Consider the following 19,930-nt stretch of genomic DNA (forward strand, 5'->3'; position numbering starts at 1 on the left):
ACGCTCTTTTTCATTTCCGTTTATTCCTAAAGCTATGCCTGCTCTGCCCAATAACCCACTCATCAGCAGCGACCCGACGGTGCGCTCGGGGCGCCCGTATCTCACGGGTACCCGCATTAGCGTGGCCGATGTGCTCGAATGGCTCAATAGTGGGATAACGGAGGCCGAGCTGCTGCGCGACTTTCCGGCGCTGACGCCCGAAATGATACAAGCCTGCCTGCGCTATTCGGCCGACCGCGGGCACTGGTCATATTGAGAGGCCCGACGGCTTGCCCTTCGCCCCCTAGTCCGTAATTTTGAAGTTCAGTGCGCGCCGACCTTTCGGTCCACGGAACCTTGTCAAGATGTCCGCAGAGAAGAACGAAGAGAAAATCCAGGCTGCCCTGAATGCCAATCCGGCCGCCGCAGCCGCTGCCAAGCGTAAGGTGGGCGGCCTGGGCCGGGGCCTCAACGCGCTAATTGAGGGCAGCTACGAGAAAAAAGGGGAAAACCGCGAGCAGCGCTTAGTTCCCAATCCGCTCAACTCGGTCGGCCAGATTCCGGTCGAGCAAATCGAGGCGAACCCCTACCAGCCGCGCACGCACTTCGACCAGGAAGCCCTGGCCGAGCTGGCCGACAGCATCAAGATTCAGGGCATTATTCAGCCCGTGACGGTGCGCCAGCTGGGCACCAACTCCTATCAGCTCATCTCGGGCGAGCGCCGCCTGCAAGCGAGCAAGTTGGCCGGCCTGGAGGCCATTCCGGCCTACATCCGCAAGGCCGACGACCAGCAGATGCTGGAAATGGCGCTGATTGAGAACATTCAGCGTGAAAACCTGAATGCTATCGAAATTGCCCTCAGCTACCAGCGCCTGCTCAGCGAGTGCCAGCTGCGCCAGGAAGACCTTGGCGAGCGCGTGGGCAAAAACCGCTCGACGGTGACCAACTACCTGCGCCTGCTGAAACTGCCACCCAGCATCCAGATTGGCCTGCGCGACTCGGTTATCGGCATGGGCCACGCTAGGGCCCTCATTAACATCGAAGACCCCCAGCAGCAGGTAGACCTCTACCGCCGCATTGTGGCCGAGGATATGTCGGTGCGCCGCGTAGAAGAGCTGGTGCGCACCGGCGCGGCCAGGCCCGCTGGCGGCGCCGCTACCGCCAAGCCCCAGCCCACGCCCGTGGTGCCGGTGGCCGAGCTGCGCCGCACCGAGCGCCAGCTCACCGACTACTTTGGCTCGAAGGTGCAGCTGCGGCCCAGCGCCCAGGGGCGCGGCGAAATCAAGATTTCCTTCGATTCGGTGGAGGACATGCAACGCATTCTGCACATTCTGCAACCTGCGTAAGTACCGCACTTAGGTTGCGCCGGTTGGCGTTAGCGGCTTGCTTATGAAAGACTTTGCGCATTTTGATTTTTGGCGGCTGGCTAGCCCGGGGTGGGTGCTGGCGCTGGTGTTGCTACTGGCTGGGGCGCGACCCGCGCTGGCGCAAATTCCGACCTCGACTAACCCCTACGACGTGAACCCGACCAACCCCCAGGTGGTGCGGCCCGACACGGCTACGGTGCGCAAAATCAGCAAGAAGGAAAAGCGCGCGCAGCACGCTGCCGACTCGGCCAAGCGCACCGAGCGGCTCTTTGGCCTGCACCTCACCCGGCCCGAAAAGGCGGGCATGCTGGCCCTTATTCCGAGCGGCGGGCAGATTTATAATAAGAAGTACTGGAAGCTGCCCATCGTGTATGGTATGGTGGGCGGGCTAGGGTACTGGGTATGGTTTCAGCAGCATTATTATTCCGAATATAAGAGTGCCTACCAGGCGGGCCAGAAACCCGAAAATTCGGGCAAGGCTCCCGCGGCTTATCTAAATTCGACCGACTACCCCACTGCCAGTAAGGAAACTTCGCTCAACAACGTTTACAATAACCTCACTGGCTACCGCAGCTACCGCGATTTGGCGGTGCTTATCAGCGCGCTAGGGTACTCTTTGACCATTCTGGACGCGGTAGTGGATGCGCATCTGCACGACTTCGACGTGAGCGACAACCTCTCCATGAACTGCCGCCCTACCTTATTGCTCGTGCCCGGCCAGCTAGCCCCCGCCGGTGGTCTGGCCCTCACGCTGCGGGTGAAATAACTGACTTTCCTTCCGAATGAAAATTCTGCTTATCGGCTATGGCAAAATGGGCCAGACGATAGCCGGGCTAGCCGCCGGCCGGGGCCACGAAATCGTGGGCATTGTCGACCATCAGACGTCGAGCCAGCGCATCGAAGACTTCACGCCTGGCCAAGTTGATGTGGCCATCGAGTTTACCCACCCTGAAGCGGCTTTTGCCAATGTGGCGGCCTGCCTGCGCCAGGGCCTGCCGGTGGTGTGCGGCTCTACGGGCTGGCTGCACCACTTTGAGGAGGCTAGCCAGCTGACCAAGGAAACGAACGGCGCACTGTTCTATGCCTCCAACTATAGTGTGGGGGTAAACCTATTTTTTCACTTCAACGAGTACATCGCGGCCAAGATGAACCAGTTTGCGGCTGGCTACGATGTGCAGATGACTGAAATTCACCACATCCACAAAGTAGACCAGCCCAGCGGCACCGCCCTCACGGCGGCCGAGGGCATCCTGGCCAATTTCCCGGCCAAGACCACCTGGCGCAACGCCCCCGCCCAGGCCCCGCACGAGCTGGCGGTGCTGAGCGAGCGGCGCGGCGAGGTGGTGGGCACCCACGAGGTGCGCTACGTATCGAGCGCCGACACCATTGAGCTGCGCCACGAGGCCCACTCGCGCGAAGGCTTTGCGCTAGGGGCGCTCTTGGCGGCCGAGTGGCTGCCCGGCCGCCACGGCGTGTTTGGCATGAAGGAGCTGCTGGGCCTGTAAAGCCGCGGGGCACTTCGCGTTATCGTTGTTTCTTTGCCGAATATTCTCTTGGGGAGCTAGGGCTCCCGCTCCCATTTCATGCTTTTTCGTAAAACCGACCCGACTGCTCCGCCCAAGCCGCCCAAAGGCAAAGGCCGCGAGTGGTTCGACTCGCTGCTGTTTGCCGTTATCGCGGCCACGCTCATTCGCTGGGCCACGTTTGAGGCCTACGTTATCCCGTCGCCGAGCATGGAACACTCGCTGCTGGTAGGCGACTACCTGTTTGTGAGCAAGCTGCACTACGGCCCTATTACGCCCCAAACGCCGCTGCAGGTGCCCCTTACGCACCAAACGGTGCCCATTCTGAACGTTAAGAGCTACTCTGACGCCATTCAGCTGCCCACCTACCGGCTGCCGGGCTTCAGCTCGATTAAGCGCAACGACGTGGTGGTATTTCACGTGCCGCACGAGCAGCAGTACCCGGCCGACCTGCGCACCAACTACATCAAGCGGTGCATTGCCATTGCCGGCGACACGCTGGAGCTGCGCAATGGCCAGGTATTTCTGAATGGTAAGCCCGGCGCCATCGCGGGCTCGCCCCAAACCACCTACTTTATGGAGGTAGAAACGCCCAACGACGAGGTGCGTCAGGCGCTGCACGACCAAGGCGTGGTGGAATACGAGCAATTGGAAGATGGCATTCCGGCGGCCGGCACCAACCCCGAAACAGGTAAGGTGGGCTACTTCATCAGCTGCCCGGCCACTGTGGCCGCGTACTTCCGCAAGCAGCCCTACGTGAAGTCCTTGACGGTGACGGCCCCTAGCGTGCAGCTCTTCCCCGACGTGGCCGATTTCCACGTATCGGACGCTATGAGCGCGGTGCAACGCAAGTGGCAGCTCGACAACTACGGCCCGCTGCCGGTACCCAAGAAGGGGCAGACGATTGCACTCTCGCCGGCCAACGCGGCCATTTACTACAAAATCGTGAGCCAGTACGAGCACAACCCGGGCATTACCTGGGGTACCGATGGCATGATTCAGCAGAATGGCAAGCCCCTGACCAGCTATACCATCAAGCAGAACTACTACTTTATGATGGGCGACAACCGCCACAACTCCGAAGACTCCCGCTTCTGGGGCTTCGTGCCCGAAGACCATGTGGTGGGCAAGGCCGTGCTTATCTGGCTCTCACTAGACCCCTTCGGCAATGCGGCGCACAAGGTGCGCTGGGGCCGGCTGTTTCACACCATCGACTAATCTTAGCTCGAGCATATAGCAGGGCCCCCGGCGGAATCATTCGGCCGGGGGCCCTTGTTCATATGGGTGAAATCTAGTAGCTTGCGCTCAACTAGTTTCGCCTACCGTATATGGACCAAAAAGTGCTTGTACTCAATGGCGACTACACCGCCATTACCTTATGCAGCGTGCAAAAGGCTTTCGTATTGTTGTTTCTGGATAAAGCGGAAATGGTGGCGAAGTCGGACCAGGGCGTGCTGCGAACTATCTCGCAGGCTTTCCCCAAGCCCAGCATCATCCGGCTGGCGCGCTACGTGCGCGTGCCCTACAAAGGCATCGCGCTCAGCCGCCACAATATCTTCAAGCGCGACCAGTACGAGTGCCAGTACTGCGGCTCGACCAAGAACCTGACGCTCGACCACGTCATGCCGCGCTCGCGCGGCGGCGACTCGGGCTGGACCAACCTCGTGGCCGCCTGCTCGCGCTGCAACCACGCGAAGGGCCAGCGCACGCCCGCCGAGGCCAACATGCCTTTGCGCACGCAGCCAAAAAAACCAACCCTAGCAGGCTTTCTGAAACTCTCGGCCGGCACCCTCGACCAGAACTGGCACGCTTACCTGGGCTAGCGCTACGCTATAAAACAAAAAGCTCCCGGCTGGCCAGCCGGGAGCTTTTTGCTGAAGGAAAGCACTACTACCTAGTAGGCGCTGCGATTGCGCGAGTCGTCGCGCTCGGTGGCGTAGGCATCTTCGTTGTAGTCTTCGGGGACATCCTGCCCACCCACAAAGCGCAGAATGTCGCGGTTGAGGCGGTCTTTGGCGGTCACGTTCAGGCCGTGAGGCTCGCCGTCGTACACCCGCAGCAGGGCATTGGGCACCAGCTTCACAGCTTGCTGGGCGCTGTTTTCCAGCGGCACGGTTTTATCCGACGAGCCGTGGATGAAGAGCGTCGGCACCTTAATGGTAGCCAAGTCCTGGCGGAAATCGGTTTCGCTCCAGGCTTTTACGCAGGCCGTAGTGGCACGGGGCGACGCCATCATGGCCAGGTTCAGGTTCCAGTCGAGCGAAGCTTGGCTTATAGGCTTGGTCACGACTCCTACGCCGTAGAACTTCTTGAAGAAAGTAGCTAGGAAATCGGGACGGTCTTTGCCCAGGTTCTCGATAATATCGTCGAAAACCGACTTATCAACGCCGTTGGGGTTGTTGTCGGTCTTGAGCAAGTAAGGCGTTACGGCGCTCACAAAAATTGCGTTTTTGACGCGGGCGCCGTTGTGGCGGCTCATATAGCGCGCTACTTCGCCGCCACCCATCGAGAAACCCACTAGGGTCACGTTTTGCAGGTTTAGCGTGTCAAGCACTGCTTTGAGGTCGTCGGCAAGGGTATCGTAGTCGTAGCCATCCCAGGGCTTAGACGACTGGCCGAAGCCGCGGCGGTCGTAGGCCACTACGCGCTTACCGTGCAGGGGCAGCTCAGCCAGCTGATATTCCCAGGAAGCGGCGCTCAGCGGCCAGCCGTGGATGAGCACAATGGGGTCGCCCTGGCCGTAGTCGCAGTAATGCACTTCAATATCGCGGCCTTGGGCATCTTTGCCCACTTTGAGGAGGTTCATAAAAAGGAAAAGGAAAAATGGGGAATGAGAGACTTCTACAGGAGTTACGCATAGCTCGTCGGTAAGGATTACGCAGGCTGAAATTTTACTACCAAGGCCGGTAGCTAGCTGACATCCAAGGCGCCCCACAAGTACTTTACCAGTAGCCGAATAGCAGCCCACAACCCATTACCACCATTTTTGCGCGTCTTTTGCAGCATGAAATGCTTTTCGTACGCCTGGCTGGGGCTGCTTGGCCTGGCGGCCTGCAACACCCAACCCACTTCTACCACCACCGCCACCGGGCCCGGCGCCGCTAGCCCACCCGCGACGCTGGTTAGTTCGCCGGGCACGGCTTACCATGTGTACCGCGCGCTGCTGCCCGGCCAGACCGATAGCATTACGCTGCACCTGGTAGCGGCTCCGCGCAGCTTCGATGCCACGGGCACCACGGGCCACTTTGGCAGCTACTACGGCCTCGATGGCCACCCCTACACCCTACAGGGCCAGCCCAGCTTGGCCCCTGATAGCGTGGTGCTGTTTGAAACGAGCCCTGAGAAGGCCATTGACCCCAACGGCCCTACCCTGTACTGGCGCCTGCGCCGCCAGCCCGGCCGGGGCGACCTGGCCGGCACCGTGGGCGGGCAGCCCGCGCACCTGCGGCTGGTGCAGCCCACGGCCGGCGCGCTCACGTTTGCGGTGCGCTACTTTGCCGACTCGGCAGCCGCGTTTCCCCAAGAGCCCAAGTCGCCGCGTGGGCACATTAGCTTGCAGGCCCTGGTGCCTACGGGCGGCGACGCAGCCATGCGCGAGCGCCTGACCGACAATATATTAGTAGGCCTGCGCGGCGATACCCTCGACGGCCTGCCGCCCGTGACCCTTACGGCGCTTTATAAGCAGCAGCGCCAGCAGTTTTTCAAAGAGTACCGCGAAGATGCCGCCGATACCCGCCCGGCCACGGCCGACACTACGGGCATCGGGGCCTACGCGCCCGGCCTCAACTACGAGGACCAGACAAATACCTACGTGCTCTACCGCCAGACCGACTTGCTGAGCCTGGGGTTTTTCCACTACAACTACAGCGGCGGGGCACACGGCGCCTACGGCACCACCGGGGCTAGCTACGACCTGCGCACCGGTCGGCGCCTGCGCTATGATGACATTTTTCGGCCCGAAGCGGCGCAGCAGCTACCGGCCCTGCTAGGCCAGGCCGTGCGCCCGCTGGTGGGCCTGGCCGCCGATGACCCGCTTGACAAGCAGCTGTTTGTGAAGAAAATGCCCCTGACGCACAACGTGTACCTGACTACTGGCGGCGCGGTGTTCATTTATCAGCCCTACGAAATAGCCTCCTACGCCCAGGGCGAGATACGGGTATTTTTGCCCCTGGCGGCCATTCGGCCGCTGCTGCGCGACGGACTGCCGCTGCCGGGCAGTAGCGTGGTAGCTCGCCAGGAGTAGGCTGCTTTCTTTGTGCCCACGTCGCTCGTTTTGCCTATCAGTATGCCTAGCCCCACGCCGCACCTGGCCGAAGCCTTCCGCTTGTTTGACGCTGCCAACAGCGAAGACCCCAACCTCGAACCCAACGAGGCGGGCGAGCTGGTGCCCAAGGAAGTGCTCTATGCCCAGCGCATGACGGCCTGCCTGGACCGCGTGGCGCCCAACGCGCCCGAGGCCGTGCAGCTGGCCGCCCGCTGCCAGCACATCCGGCGCTGGAGCATTCCACGCACCGACTTCCCGATGACGCGCCCCGGCTACCACCAGTGGCGCAATACGCTCAAGAAGTATCATGCCGAGCTGGCCGGCCAGCTGCTCGCTCAGGCCGGCTACGCGCCCGACCTGATAACCCGGGTGCAGGAGCTGGTGCAAAAGCTGCGCCTCAAGGACGACCCCGAGGTGCAGCTGCTCGAAGACGTTATCTGCCTCGTATTTCTGGAGTATTATTTCCTGCCCTTTGCGGCCCAGCACCCCGAGGAAAAGGTGATTGAAATCGTGCAGAAAACCTGGCCCAAGATGACCGAGCGCGGCCACGCGCTAGCCCTACAGCTGCCCTTCACGCCCGCGGCGCTGGCATTGGTCAGCAAGGCCCTAGCGGGGAAGTAACGAGCAAAGCAGCACTTACCCTAACCCTATTTCCCAGCCCACGCCTACTACGTCGCCGATGAAGATAATGGCTGGGTATGTGATGCCCGCCGCGGCCACCAGTGCCGGCAATTCCTTCACGCGGCCTGCTACCACTTTGCGCTGCTGCAGCGAAGCGTGCATCACCACGGCGGCGGGCGTGTCGCCGCGGCCTTCCTGCTCATAGGTGGCTACAATCTCGGGCAGCTTTTTCAGGCCCATGTAAATGACCACCGTCGAGTTGCTTTGCATAGCTAGGCGCAGGTCGGCCGAGAGCGTGCCGTCTTTTTTGGTACCGGTGAGCACCCAGATGCCTTCGCTCACCTGCCGGTGCGTGAGCGGAATATCCTCAAATCCCACCGCCTGCATACTCGAAATGCCCGGCACATAGTGCGCCGCAATGCCGTGGCTGCGTGCAAATAGCATCTCCTCGAAGCCCCGACCGAAGATGAACGGGTCGCCCCCTTTCAGGCGAATTACGCGGCCCCTGGCTAGGGCCTTCTCGCGAATTAGCTCGTGGATAACTTCCTGGGGCGTGTACTCGCCATAGGGCTTTTTGCCTACGTAAATGCATTCGCAGGCGGCGGGGGCTAGCGCCAGCAGCTCCTGGTTGGCGAGGTTATCGTAGAGAATCACATCGGCCGTATGCAGAATGCGATAGGCTTTCAGGGTCAACAGCTCGGGGTCACCGGGGCCGGCGCCTACTACATATAGTTCGGGAGTGAGAGGCAAATGAGCCATAAGCAAAGTGGAATCGCACGTAGGATTAGCTGCAACCATTCTATAGCCCCTATTTTAAGAGGGCTACTTACGACAAATTAAATAGATTCGCCAAAAGACACCCTATTTCCAAAGGGGGTATTTCAAAATAATATCATTTATTTTGAAATACCCCCTTTGGAAATAGGGTGTCTTTTGCATAAGTTTGCCGTATAAGCTTCGTAGTGCCTTCCAACTGAAGGGGCTCTTTAGCCGAAAACACCTTCTAAAGGTCTACCTACCCCTCTTTCCCACCCCCTCGATTTTGCCAAGTCATTTTCTACATCTACCTCACTGGTTAGTATGGCACCGCAGGGAAAACCAACCGTCGTTGTTATCGGCAATGGCATGGTCGGCTACAAATTTTGCGAGAAGCTTCTCGCCAAGTCGACCGCTTTTAACCTCGTAGTTTTCGGCGAAGAGCCCCGCGTGGCCTACGACCGCGTGCACCTAAGCGAGTACTTCGGCGGCAAAACCGCCGACGACCTGCTAATGGCCCCTAAGCAGTGGTACCATGACAATGGTATTGTGCTGCATCTGGGCGATGCTGTGCAGGAAATCGACCGGGCCAGCCACACGGTGCACGCCCGCAGCGGCCTCGTCCAGCCCTATGACTACCTGGTGCTGGCCACTGGCTCGTCGGCCTTCGTGCCCGATGTGCCGGGCGTGGAGAAAAAAGGCGTGATGGTATACCGCACCATCGAGGACCTCGACGAGATAAAGGCCTACGCGGCCACCGCCCGCAGTGGCGCCGTGCTCGGCGGCGGCCTGCTAGGCCTCGAAGCTGCCAAAGCCCTGCTCGACCTCGGCGTGGCCGATGCCCACGTGGTGGAGTTTGCCCCGCGCCTCATGCCCAGGCAGATAGATGCGGCCGGCAGCGCCATGCTGCAAGCCAAGCTAGAGGCGCTAGGCCTGAAAATTCACCTCAGCAAAGCCACCTCACACATCGGCGGCGAAGGGAAGATTGACGCGCTGCACTTCGGCGACGGCTCCATCCTGGAAGTAGATATGCTGGTGATTTCGGCCGGCATCCGGCCGCGCGACGAGCTAGCCAAGCTAGCCGGCCTGGAAGTGGGCATGCGCGGCGGCATCGTGGTAAACGATGAGATGCGCACCTCCGACCCCAGCATCTTCGCCATCGGCGAATGCGCGCTGCACAGCGGCATGATTTACGGCCTCGTGGCGCCCGGCTACGACATGGCCGAGGTAGTGGTGAGCCAGTTGCAGCAGGGCGCCCGCGCCTTCACCGGCTATGACATGAGCAGCAAGCTCAAGCTCATCGGGGTGGATGTGGCTAGCTTCGGCGACCCGTTTATTGCCGAGCCGCACAGCCGCAGCATCGTGTTTGAGGACGCGCACAGCGGTGTGTACAAGCGCATCAACATCAGCCCCGACGGCAAGTATCTACTTGGCGGCGTGCTCATTGGCGATGCCGAGGCCTACAACATGCTGCTGCAGACGGTTAACAACAAAATCGTCCTGCCGCCGCACCCCGAAGACCTTATCCTAGGCGCGCGCGGCGGCGAGGCTAGCGAAGGCGCTGGCGTGATGAGCCTGCCCGACGAGGCGCTGGTGTGCTCGTGCGAGGCCGTGACCAAGGGCATGATTTGCGATGCTGTGACCGAGCTAGGCGCCACCAGCGTGGATGCCATGAAGAAGTGCAACAAAGCCGGCACTGGCTGCGGCGGCTGCGTGCCGATGGTAAAGGACCTCATCAACGGCACGCTCACGGCCCAGGGCGCCTATATCAAAAATGTACTCTGCGAGCACTTTGACTACTCGCGTCAGGAGCTGTTTGACCTGTTGAAAATCAATGACATTCGTAGCTACGGCGCGGCGCTCGACCACTTCGGCACCGGCGACGGCTGCGAGGTGTGCAAGCCGGCCGTGGGCAGCATCTTGTCGGGCCTCTGGAATGAGTTGATTGTCAAGCAAAGCCCCATCCAAGATACCAATGACCGCTACCTGGCTAACATCCAGAAGGGCGGCAGCTACTCGGTGGTGCCGCGCATGGCCGGCGGCGAGGTGTCGCCCCAGCAGCTGATGGCCATTGGCCGCATCGCAGATAAGTACAGCTTATACACCAAGATTACGGGCGGCCAGCGCATCGATATGTTTGGGGCGCACGTGAGCGACCTACCCGATATCTGGGAAGAGCTGATTGCTGAAGGCTTCGAAAGCGGCCACGCCTACGGCAAAAGTCTGCGCACCGTGAAAAGCTGCGTAGGCAGCACTTGGTGCCGCTTCGGTCTGCACGACAGTGTGAGCTTCGCTATTGAAATTGAAAACCGCTACAAAGGCATCCGCTCACCCCACAAGCTAAAGAGCGGCGTGAGCGGATGCGTGCGCGAATGCGCTGAAGCCCAAGCCAAAGACTTCGGCATAATCGCCACCGAAAAAGGCTGGAACCTGTACGTGTGCGGCAATGGCGGCGCCAAGCCCCAGCACGCCCAGCTGCTAGCTAGCGACATAGACAAGGAAACACTCATCACCTACCTCGACCGCTTCCTGATGTTCTACATCAAGACGGCCGACCCGCTGATGCGCACCGCTACTTGGCTCAACAAGCTCGACGGCGGCATGGCCTACCTCAAAAACGTGATTATCAACGACAGCCTCGGCATCTGCGCCGACCTGGAGGCCGAAATCGCGCTGCTCATCAAAAACTACCATTGCGAGTGGAAAGAGGTGGTCGAAAACCCGGAGCTGCGCAAGCAATTCACGCACTTCGTGAATGCGCCCCAGGTGAAAGACCCCACCATGGAATTTGCCGAAGTGCGCGGGCAGAAGATGTCGAAAGCCTGGTAGCCAGCCAGTAGCGCGCGGCCCCCGCTTCGCGTCACACCTCTAGTAATCTTTATTAATCAGCTTCTTATGGAAACTCTGACCGAAGTTACCTGGCTACCCGTGTGCCAGACCTCCGACGTGCCCGCCGACGGCGGGGCCTGTGCCCTGGTAGCAGGTGAGCAAGTGGCCATTTTCAATTTTGCCCGGCGCGGCGAGTGGTACGCCACCCAAAACCTGTGCCCCCACAAGCAGCAGATGATACTGGCTAGGGGTATGATTGGTAGCACTGGCGAGGCCTGCGAGCCCAAGGTGGCTTGCCCCTACCACAAGCGCACCTTCTCGCTGCTCACCGGCGAGTGCCTGAATGCCGATGAGTGCGCCATCCAGACCTACCCCGTTAGAATAGAGAACGATACAGTATATATCGGATGGGCCTAATGTAGCGCGGACTTTCAGTCCGCCCGTCGAACAACTCTAACGATTTCGCTTGCGGACTAAAAGTCCGCGCTACTTCTAGAACCACCATATGGACGCTACCACTACCGCTCAGCAGCCGCTGACCCGGCTCAATATCTTCGCTGGCAAAGGCGTGCAGATGCGCACGTTTCACCTCACGTGGCTCACGTTTTTCTTCTGCTTTTTTGGGTGGTTTGGTATTGCGCCGCTCATGCCGCTGGTGCGCGAGCAGCTGCACCTCGATAAAGGGCAGGTGGGCAACATCGTGATTGCCTCGGTGTCGGCTACCATCCTGGCGCGCCTACTCATGGGCAAGCTTTGTGACACCATCGGGCCCCGGCTAGCCTATACCTTGCTGCTGGCAGTGGGCGCTATTCCGGTCATGCTTATCGGGCTGAGCAACAGCTACCAGAGCTTCCTGCTATTCCGGCTAGCCATCGGCATCATTGGCGCCTCGTTCGTCATCACGCAGTTTCACACCTCGATGATGTTCGCGCCTAACATTGTGGGCACGGCCAACGCGGTGGCCGGCGGCTGGGGCAACCTCGGCGGCGGCATTGCCAATATGGTGATGCCCTTGGTAGCCGCTACGTTCGTGAGCCTGGGCTACGTAGACAAGGCCAACTCATGGCGGCTAGCCATGGTCGTGCCCGGCGTTATTCTGCTGGTAATGGCCGTGTTGTACTACAAGTACACAGAGGACACGCCGCGCGGCAACTACGCCAACATCCAGCGCGACACCACAACTCAGAAAAAAGGCACCTTCCTGCTAGCCCTGCGCGACTACCGCACCTGGCTGCTAGCGCTGGCCTACGGCGCCTGCTTCGGCATCGAAATCACGATTGATAACGTGGCGGCGGTGTATTTCGTCGACCACTTCGGGGCCACGCTCGTGGCGGCGGGGATGCTAGCCGGCATCTTCGGCTTCATGAATATCTTCGCTAGGGGCCTGGGCGGCATCGTGGCCGACCGCACCGGCCGCGCCTACGGCATCAAAGGCAAATGGTTGCTGCTGAGCAGTTTTCTCGTACTCGAAGGCATCGGCATTGCGTTCTTTTCGCTCGCCCCCAGCCTCCTGCTGGCCATCGTGTCGATGCTGGTATTTGCCCTGTTTTTGAAAATGGCCAATGGCTGCACCTACTCCATCGTGCCGTTTGTGAACAAGCAGGCCATCGGCAGCGTGAGCGGCGTTGTGGGCGCGGGTGGCAATCTCGGCGCCATGCTGGTCGGCTTCCTTTTCAAGTCCAAGGAAATCAGCTACAGCACGGCATTTCTCTACATCGGCTTTGGCGTGGCGACCATCGGCGCCCTGGTGCTATTGGTGCGCTTGGTGGTAAAAGAAACGGGCGAGGCGCCGGCCGAAGCGCCGCTAGCCCTGGCTGGGGCTTAGGGCTCAAAGAGAAAAGACTGTTATGCTTCTCTACGCTCTGCATAACAGACACTTAATACAAATCGCTATTACCTGTAAAGGCCAGGACGCTCTTTTATAAACCACCAATTTGCCTGTTATGCCTACCTCCTCGTCCGCCTCTCCGTCCATCTGTTGCTACTGCGGGGTAGGCTGCGGGGTGCTGGTGCAGCCAGAGAAAAATGGCGACGTGACCGTAGTCGGCAACCCCGATTATCCGGTCAACCGGGGGGCGCTGTGCAGCAAAGGGCTGAATCTGCAATACACTGTCAACGACCGCTCGGACCGGCTGCTGTACCCGCAGATGCGCTACAGCAAAAACCACCCCTTGCAGCGCGTGAGTTGGGACGAGGCCCTAGCCCGCACCGCGGCCGTTTTCAAGACCTTTATCGACCAATACGGGCCGGACTCGGTGGCTTTTTACGCCTCGGGACAGTGCCTTACCGAGGAATATTATGTGCTTAACAAGCTAATGAAGGGCTTTATTGGCAGCAACAACCTCGATACCAACTCGCGCCTGTGCATGAGCAGCGCGGTAGTAGGCTACAAACTAGCGCTCGGCGAAGACAGCGTACCCGTGTGCTACGACGACATTGAGCTAGCCGACTGTCTGCTGGTGGCCGGCGCCAACCCCGCCTGGTGCCACCCCATTTTGTGGCGCCGCGTGGAAGCCCACAAAGCCGCCAACCCCGCCACCAAAATCATCGTCATCGACCCGCGCGCCACCGACTCTACCGCGCTGGCCGACTTGCACTTGCAGCTCATCCCTGGCACCGATGTAGTGCTGCTGCAAGCCCTGGCTAGGGTGCTAATTGAGAACGGCGATATCGACCTGGCCTTTATTGAGCAGCACGCCGAGGGCTTCGAGGCCTACCGTGATATTGTGCTGGCGCGCCCCCTAGCCGAATTGGCGCAGCAGTGCGGCGTGCCCGAAGCGGACATTCGGCTAGCCGCCAGCTACCTCGGCAGCGCCAAGGCCTTCCTCTCAATGTGGACCATGGGCCTGAACCAGAGCGCCGTAGGCGTCGATAAAAACCTGGCGCTGCTCAACCTGCACCTCATCACGGGCCAGATTGGCAAGCCCGGCGCGGGGCCCCTCTCGCTCACTGGCCAGCCCAATGCCATGGGCGGCCGCGAGGTGGGCGGCCTTAGCAACCTGCTGCCGGCCCACCGCAACCTGGCCAGCCCCGCGCACCGCGCCGAGGTGCAGCAGTACTGGGGCAGCGGGCCGCTAGCCGCCACGCCCGGCTACACGGCCACCGAAATGTTTGAGGCCCTAGAAGATGGCCGCCTCAAAGCCATCTGGATACTGTGCACCAACCCGCTCACCAGTCTGCCCAACGCGCGCCAGGCCGAGGCGGCCCTAGCCAAGGCCAAATTTGTGGTGGTGCAGGAAATCAGCAACAAGCCCGAAACGCTGGCCTACGCCGATGTCATTCTGCCCGCCGCCGCCTGGGCCGAAAAGGAAGGCACCATGACCAACTCGGAGCGCCGCATCAACCACCTAGCGAAGGTGGTAGCCGCGCCCGGCGAGGCCCTGCCCGATGCCGAAATCATCTGCCGCTTTGCACGCGCCATGGGCTTTCCGGGATTTGACTACCCTAGCCCAGCGGCTATCTATGAGGAACACGCGCGCCTCACGGCCGGCACCACGCTCGATATTTCGGGGTTGACATACAGTATTTTGAAAGAACGTGGCTCGGTGCAGTGGCCGTACCGGGCTAGCCAGGCAGCACCCGATACAGCCCGGCTTTTTACCGACCAGCAGTTTTACACGCCCTCGCGCCGGGCCATCATTCACCCGGTGCAAGCCGCTTTCCGTAGCGAGGCGACGGATGCCGAGTTTCCTTTCATCCTCACCACCGGCCGCATCCGCGACCAGTGGCACACGATGACCAAAACGGGCAAAGTCAGCAAGCTCAACCAGCACAGCCCGCAGGCGTTTGCGGAGCTGCACCCGCACGATGCAGCGGCGCTGGGCGTGGCCGAAGGCGACCTCGTAACGGTGACCTCGCGCCGTGGCGAAGTGCGCGCGGCGGCGCGGCTCTCGGCGGGTCTGCGGCCGGGCGTGGTGTTTTTGCCTATGCACTGGGGCAAGCAGCTCGGCTCCGATTTAAATCGGGCTAATAATGTAACCTCCGGCGCGCTCGACCCGATTTCGAAGGAGCCCGATTTGAAGTTTTGCGCGGTGCAGGTGGTGAAGTACGCCAAGCCCCGGCAGCGCATCGTCATCATCGGGGCCGGCGCGGGCGCGCACGGCTTCGTGCGGTCGTATCGCGAAGGCAATCAAGAAGATGAACTCATCATCTTCAGTAAGGAAGACCAGCCCTTTTACAACCGCGTGATGCTGCCCGATTACATCAGCGGCCACCAAAGCTGGGCGCAGCTGGTCAAGATGCAGGACCACGAGGAGCCGGCCCACGCCATAGCCCTGCGGCGCGGCGTACACGTGACGGCGATAAACCGCGCCGAGCGCTACGTGGTCGATTCGCTAGGTCAGCGCACCAGCTACGACATCCTCATCATGGCTACTGGCAGCCGGGCGGCGGTACCGCGCGGCGTGCCCACGCTGCCCGGCATCTTCACGATGCGTAGCCGCACCGATGCCGACGACTTTAAGCGCCACTTGCCCGAACAAGCTCATGTAGTGATAGTAGGCGGCGGCCTGCTAGGCCTCGAAATGGCTGCTTCGTTGCGCGAAGTGGGCACGCGGGTCACCATTATCCAGCGCATTTCGCGCTTTCTCGACCGGCAGCTCGATGCGCTGGGTAGCCAGCTTTTGCAAGAAGAAATGGTGGACCAAGGCTGTGACCTCTACTTCAACGACGAGGTGGAGCTGTACTACGGCCGCGCCCGCCTCACCGGCGTGGGCCTCAAAAGTGGCCGCCGCCTCGACTGCGACGCGCTTATTCTAGCCATTGGCACGGTGCCCAACATCGAGCTGGCGCGCGAGAGCGGGCTAGCCTGCCAGCGCGGCGTGGTAGTCGATGCCCACCTGCAAACCAGCGACCCTCACGTATTTGCGCTGGGCGAAATCGCGGAATTTAAGGGCACGCTCTACGGCATTACGGCGGCGGCCGAGCAACAGGCCGCCATACTGGCCCGCTACCTCAGCGGCGATGTGGCTAGCCAGTATCGCGGCAGCACATTCATGAATATCATCAAGATTCACGGCTTCGACCTATGCAGCATCGGCCTGCCCGAGTGCCCCAACCCAGTTGATTACGAAGAGATTGTCTTTATCGACAAAGCCAAGCGCTACTACAAGAAGTGCATCATTCACCAAGACCGGCTGGTGGGCGCCATCCTAATCGGCGATAAAAACGAGTTTCAGGAATACCGCGACCTAATTGCTAATCGCACCGAGCTGAGCGACAAGCGCCTCCAGCTACTACGCAGCGGCGGCCACGCCACGCCCGTGCTCGGCAAGCTGGTGTGCAGCTGCAATAACGTAGGCGCCGACAACCTGCGCCAGGCCATCGCCAGCGGCTGCGGCTCGCTCAAAGAGCTGTGCGCCAGCACTGGCGCGGGCACTGGCTGCGGCTCGTGCCGTCCCGAGGTGCAGCGCTTGCTGGAAGAAAGCCTGGTGGCCGTTGGCTAGCCCCGGTGCCTCACCTCGCTTAATTAAGACCTATACACTTTATGCCTGCTAGCCATCTCGTCAAAATAAATCTGCCCGGCGGCATCGTGTCGGCCGGCGATTTACTCACCATCCTGGAAGCGGCCGAGCACGCCCAGGTCGAGCAGGTGCAGTTTGGCAATCGGCAGCAGCTATTCTTTGCGGTGGGCGCCGCGTATCGGCGGGGGCTGCTGCATACGCTAGGCCAGGCCGGTATTCCGTGCGAGGTTGATGCTGACAAGTACCCGAATATCAGCAGCTCGTACGTGGTAGAAGAAGTATTTCACAACACGGCCTGGCTGCGTGAGGGTGTGTACCGCGACATTCTGGACCTCTTCGATTACCAGCCGCAGCTAAAAATAAACCTCATCGACCGGCACCAGACGTTCATTCCTTTCTTCACTGGCAACCTCAACTTCATTACCTCCGACACACCCAATTATTGGTACCTCTACCTGCGCTTCCCGCAAACCAACGCGGTGTATTGCTGGCCCAGCCTCGTTTATTCGGAAGATATTCCTGGCCTGAGCCGCGCCGTCGAATGGGCCATTTTTGCCAATAAAGACCAGTTTTACAACCAGTCCGCGGCCGATGGCGCGCTGCTGCACCGCCTGGTAAGCGCTAGTCAGCACTTTATTACGCAGCCTCTTACCACGCCGCTCAGCCTGCCCGACTTCACGCTGCCTTACTACGAGGGCTTCAACCGCTACGGTAGTAAGCTGTGGCTAGGCATCTATCGGCGCGACGAACAATTTTCGGTAGCTTTCCTCAAAGACGTGTGCCAGGTGTGCTTGCACACGCGCCTCGGCCAGCTCTGCACCACGCCCTGGAAATCGCTCATCATCAAAGGCATCGCCCTGGCCGACCGCCCGCACTGGGATGTCGTGTTGCGCCGCCACCGCATCAACGTGCGCCACGCTGCCAATGAACTAAACTGGCAGGTCGAAGACCACTGTGCCCACGGCCTAGCCCTGAAGCACGAGTTGGTGCGCCACTTCAACGAAGAAGACGTGCGCACCTTTCAGCTCTGCTTCGCTATCAAAACGCAGCCCAAAACCGGCCTATTTGGCTCTATAGTAGTACGTCGACACTTCGACAGCCTCACCCAAACCGGCCTGCACGCCGAGCAGTACGAAGTGCTGCACACCCGCGACTTCAACCCCAACAGCAAGGACTTCATTAGCTTCCGCAAAAAAGTAAGCCGCGAAAATCTATCGTGGTATCTCACCCAGCTCTGCGACCAGTTTTACGAGCAGCAGGCCACCGCTAGCCTGCCCGCCGCGCCGCTCGTTGAGGAGGCTAGCCTGCCTCCTAGTGAACTCAATCAGCCGCCGCTGTATCAGTGTTGCCGCTGCCTCACCGTCTACGATGCGGCTTATGGTGATGCTGCCCAAGGCGTTGCGCCGGGCACACCCTTCGCTAGCCTAACCACGTATGCCTGCCCTACCTGCGAGGCGCCGAAAGAGACTTTTGAGGCAATAGTCAGCCCTAGCATTCAACTAGCTTAATCCCGACGCTCTACTTACTTATTAAACTAGAACGTCATGCTGAGCTTGCCGAAGCATCTCTACCGCGCCGCTAGGGGTCGTAAATCCAACCAAGCGGTAGAGATGCTTCGGCAAGCTCAGCATGACGTTCTTTGGATAAATAATTTGCTGTCTAAGCTGATGCCAGATGCCCGACCAGAACCCGCTCTTCCCCGCCTTTCTCAAGCTTGAAAACCTGCGCGTGTTACTCGTGGGCGGCGGCAACGTGGGCCTGGAGAAGCTTACCGCCATCCTACGCAGCAGCCCGGACACCGCTGTTACGGTAGTCAGTATTAGCTTTTTGCCCGATTTGCGGGCCCTAGCGGCTAGCCACCCGCGCCTCCAACTCATCGAGCGCGGCTGGCTCGAAACCGACCTCGACGCCGCCGACATCGTCTTTGCTGCCACCGACGACCCGGCTTTGCACCGCCGCATCAAGGCCGCCGCCCGCGCGCGCCGCCTGCTCGTGAACGTGGCCGATACGCCCGACCTCTGCGACTTCTACCTCTCTTCAGTGGTACAGAAGGGTCAACTGAAAGTCGCTATTTCCACCAATGGCAAGTCGCCTACGGTGGCCAAGCGCGTGCGCGCCATGCTGGAGGAAGCCCTACCCGACGAACTCGATGAAGTGCTGCAGCAGATGACCGTCATTCGAAATAAGGTGGCCGGCGATTTCGCCGCCAAGGTCAAGTCGCTCAATGCCGTGACAGCCGAGTTAGCCGGCGGCAAGGCGTATGAGTCGCCGGCTACCAAGAAGTGGCGGCGCGTAGCTACTGGGTCGTTGCTGGCGGTTGGGGCGCTACTGGCTAGCAGGCTGTTTCGGCGGCCGGAGTAAAGGCTAGCGTTTAATACTGAAATATTTCCCCCAGTCGGGTACAAACCTCCAGCGCGGTTTCGGCTTCCAGCACCCCTAGCCGGCGCACCAGCCGCGTTTTATCCACCGACCGAATGTGGTCGAGGGCCACCTGCCCGGCTTTGCCCTGAAATTCGCAATCAACCCGCGACGGATACGCTCGCCGGCTGCTTGTGAGCGCCGCAATAATGACCGTACGTAGGTAGCGGTTCAATTCATCGGGCGAGATGACCACGCACGGCCGCATCTTGTTGATTTCGCTGCCCTGCGTGGGGTCCAGGTTCACTAGCCACACCTCGAAGCGCTGGGGCATGGCTACCACTGCCATTCGTCTTGCGAGCTATCGGCGAAGCCTTCCAGTAATTCGCCTTCCGGCTCTTGCCCGGCGGCTAGGGCGGCCTGCATCTGGGCATCCCAATCTTGCCGGGCGGGCTTGGCTACGGGCGTGATGAGCAAACCCTCAGGCGTCGGGCGCAGGTCTACTTCGCCGGCCAAGTGATATTGTTGCAGCAGCTTCTTCGGCAACACGATGCCTTGGGAGTTGCCGACGCGGATAAGACGAGTGTGCATAGCACGAATGTACAAACAAAGTAATTACATTCGTGCTATGCACATACATGCTACATCGACGGCAACCCTTTATTGATAGCGTCGAAATGCGTCTTTACGGCGTTGACTATACTATTAATATACCTTTCCTGCGAAACCTTGAAGTAGACTGGATGATAGGCATCTATGTAAAGTATGCCA

The 19,930-nt window shown here is 60.2% G+C and carries 18 protein-coding genes; 14 read left to right on the forward strand and 4 right to left on the reverse strand.

Translation table 11 applies throughout. From position 1 onward, the window contains the following. Positions 1-34: 34 nt before the first annotated feature. From J4D99_RS04355 to J4D99_RS04380, 6 genes are all read left to right on the forward strand, one after another. Positions 35-256 carry a DUF433 domain-containing protein gene (locus tag J4D99_RS04355; protein WP_208130485.1) on the forward strand — a complete coding sequence of 74 codons (222 nt, stop codon included), beginning with the start codon at positions 35-37 and terminating at the stop codon, positions 254-256. An 88-nt stretch (positions 257-344) separates the two neighbouring features. Beyond that, positions 345-1,325, forward strand: a complete 981-nt coding sequence (locus J4D99_RS04360) for a ParB/RepB/Spo0J family partition protein (protein WP_208130486.1) — start codon at positions 345-347, stop codon at positions 1,323-1,325. Positions 1,326-1,368: 43 nt separating this feature from the next. Then, a complete protein-coding gene (locus tag J4D99_RS04365) occupies positions 1,369-2,112 on the forward strand; it encodes a DUF5683 domain-containing protein (protein WP_208130487.1) in 744 nt (247 codons plus the stop codon). Positions 2,113-2,128: 16 nt separating this feature from the next. Further along, the gene (gene dapB, locus J4D99_RS04370; RefSeq protein WP_208130488.1) at positions 2,129-2,851 is read left to right on the forward strand and encodes a 4-hydroxy-tetrahydrodipicolinate reductase; all 723 of its coding nucleotides are present in this window, start codon (positions 2,129-2,131) and stop codon (positions 2,849-2,851) included. 78 nt (positions 2,852-2,929) lie between these two features. After that, positions 2,930-4,087 carry a signal peptidase I gene (gene lepB, locus J4D99_RS04375; RefSeq protein ID WP_208130489.1) on the forward strand — a complete coding sequence of 386 codons (1,158 nt, stop codon included), beginning with the start codon at positions 2,930-2,932 and terminating at the stop codon, positions 4,085-4,087. A gap of 110 nt (positions 4,088-4,197) precedes the next feature. Beyond that, positions 4,198-4,692: an HNH endonuclease gene (locus tag J4D99_RS04380; RefSeq protein WP_208130490.1), complete on the forward strand. Its 495-nt coding sequence runs from the start codon at positions 4,198-4,200 to the stop codon at positions 4,690-4,692. 71 nt (positions 4,693-4,763) lie between these two features. On the opposite strand, the gene J4D99_RS04385 is transcribed toward J4D99_RS04380, so the two are convergent. Next, entirely contained in the window at positions 4,764-5,675 is a 912-nt protein-coding gene (locus tag J4D99_RS04385; protein WP_208130491.1) for an alpha/beta fold hydrolase, read from the reverse strand. A 198-nt stretch (positions 5,676-5,873) separates the two neighbouring features. Here J4D99_RS04385 and J4D99_RS04390 point away from each other — a divergent pair, with 198 nt between their 5' ends. Both J4D99_RS04390 and J4D99_RS04395 read left to right on the forward strand, forming a co-directional pair. After that, positions 5,874-7,112 carry a DUF3298 and DUF4163 domain-containing protein gene (locus J4D99_RS04390; protein WP_208130492.1) on the forward strand — a complete coding sequence of 413 codons (1,239 nt, stop codon included), beginning with the start codon at positions 5,874-5,876 and terminating at the stop codon, positions 7,110-7,112. Positions 7,113-7,124: 12 nt separating this feature from the next. Next, a complete protein-coding gene (locus J4D99_RS04395) occupies positions 7,125-7,754 on the forward strand; it encodes a DUF4202 domain-containing protein (protein ID WP_370551397.1) in 630 nt (209 codons plus the stop codon). A 15-nt stretch (positions 7,755-7,769) separates the two neighbouring features. Here J4D99_RS04395 and cobA read toward each other — a convergent pair whose 3' ends face one another. Further along, positions 7,770-8,513 (reverse strand): uroporphyrinogen-III C-methyltransferase, encoded by a 744-nt coding sequence (cobA, locus tag J4D99_RS04400; protein ID WP_208130493.1) that lies wholly within the window; start codon positions 8,511-8,513, stop codon positions 7,770-7,772. Positions 8,514-8,834: 321 nt separating this feature from the next. Between cobA and nirB the strand changes: the two genes are divergently transcribed. The 6 genes from nirB to J4D99_RS04430 all read left to right on the forward strand — a co-directional run bounded on the left by nirB (position 8,835) and on the right by J4D99_RS04430 (position 19,162). Further along, positions 8,835-11,339 (forward strand): nitrite reductase large subunit NirB, encoded by a 2,505-nt coding sequence (gene nirB, locus J4D99_RS04405; protein ID WP_208130494.1) that lies wholly within the window; start codon positions 8,835-8,837, stop codon positions 11,337-11,339. A 66-nt stretch (positions 11,340-11,405) separates the two neighbouring features. Further along, positions 11,406-11,756 (forward strand): nitrite reductase small subunit NirD, encoded by a 351-nt coding sequence (gene nirD / locus J4D99_RS04410; protein ID WP_208130495.1) that lies wholly within the window; start codon positions 11,406-11,408, stop codon positions 11,754-11,756. Positions 11,757-11,844: 88 nt separating this feature from the next. Then, entirely contained in the window at positions 11,845-13,164 is a 1,320-nt protein-coding gene (locus tag J4D99_RS04415) for a NarK family nitrate/nitrite MFS transporter (RefSeq protein WP_208130496.1), read from the forward strand. Between the two features lie 118 nt (positions 13,165-13,282). Next, on the forward strand, positions 13,283-16,783 hold the full coding sequence (locus tag J4D99_RS04420; protein ID WP_208130497.1) for a nitrate reductase: 3,501 nt from the start codon (positions 13,283-13,285) through the stop codon (positions 16,781-16,783). Positions 16,784-16,824: 41 nt separating this feature from the next. Then, positions 16,825-18,309, forward strand: a complete 1,485-nt coding sequence (locus tag J4D99_RS04425; RefSeq protein ID WP_208130498.1) for a rubredoxin — start codon at positions 16,825-16,827, stop codon at positions 18,307-18,309. 166 nt (positions 18,310-18,475) lie between these two features. Next, positions 18,476-19,162, forward strand: coding sequence for an NAD(P)-dependent oxidoreductase (locus tag J4D99_RS04430; protein WP_208130499.1), 687 nt, complete (start codon positions 18,476-18,478; stop codon positions 19,160-19,162). A gap of 10 nt (positions 19,163-19,172) precedes the next feature. On the opposite strand, the gene J4D99_RS04435 is transcribed toward J4D99_RS04430, so the two are convergent. Both J4D99_RS04435 and J4D99_RS04440 read right to left on the reverse strand, forming a co-directional pair. After that, positions 19,173-19,493, reverse strand: a complete 321-nt coding sequence (locus tag J4D99_RS04435) for a type II toxin-antitoxin system PemK/MazF family toxin (protein ID WP_208130500.1) — start codon at positions 19,491-19,493, stop codon at positions 19,173-19,175. A gap of 2 nt (positions 19,494-19,495) precedes the next feature. After that, positions 19,496-19,750 carry an AbrB/MazE/SpoVT family DNA-binding domain-containing protein gene (locus J4D99_RS04440; protein WP_208130501.1) on the reverse strand — a complete coding sequence of 85 codons (255 nt, stop codon included), beginning with the start codon at positions 19,748-19,750 and terminating at the stop codon, positions 19,496-19,498. Positions 19,751-19,930 lie beyond the last annotated feature (180 nt).

Origin of the sequence: Hymenobacter sp. BT559 (assembly GCF_017571525.1) — a bacterium.
In the GTDB taxonomy this organism is placed as follows: Bacteria; Bacteroidota; Bacteroidia; order Cytophagales; family Hymenobacteraceae; genus Hymenobacter; species Hymenobacter ginsengisoli.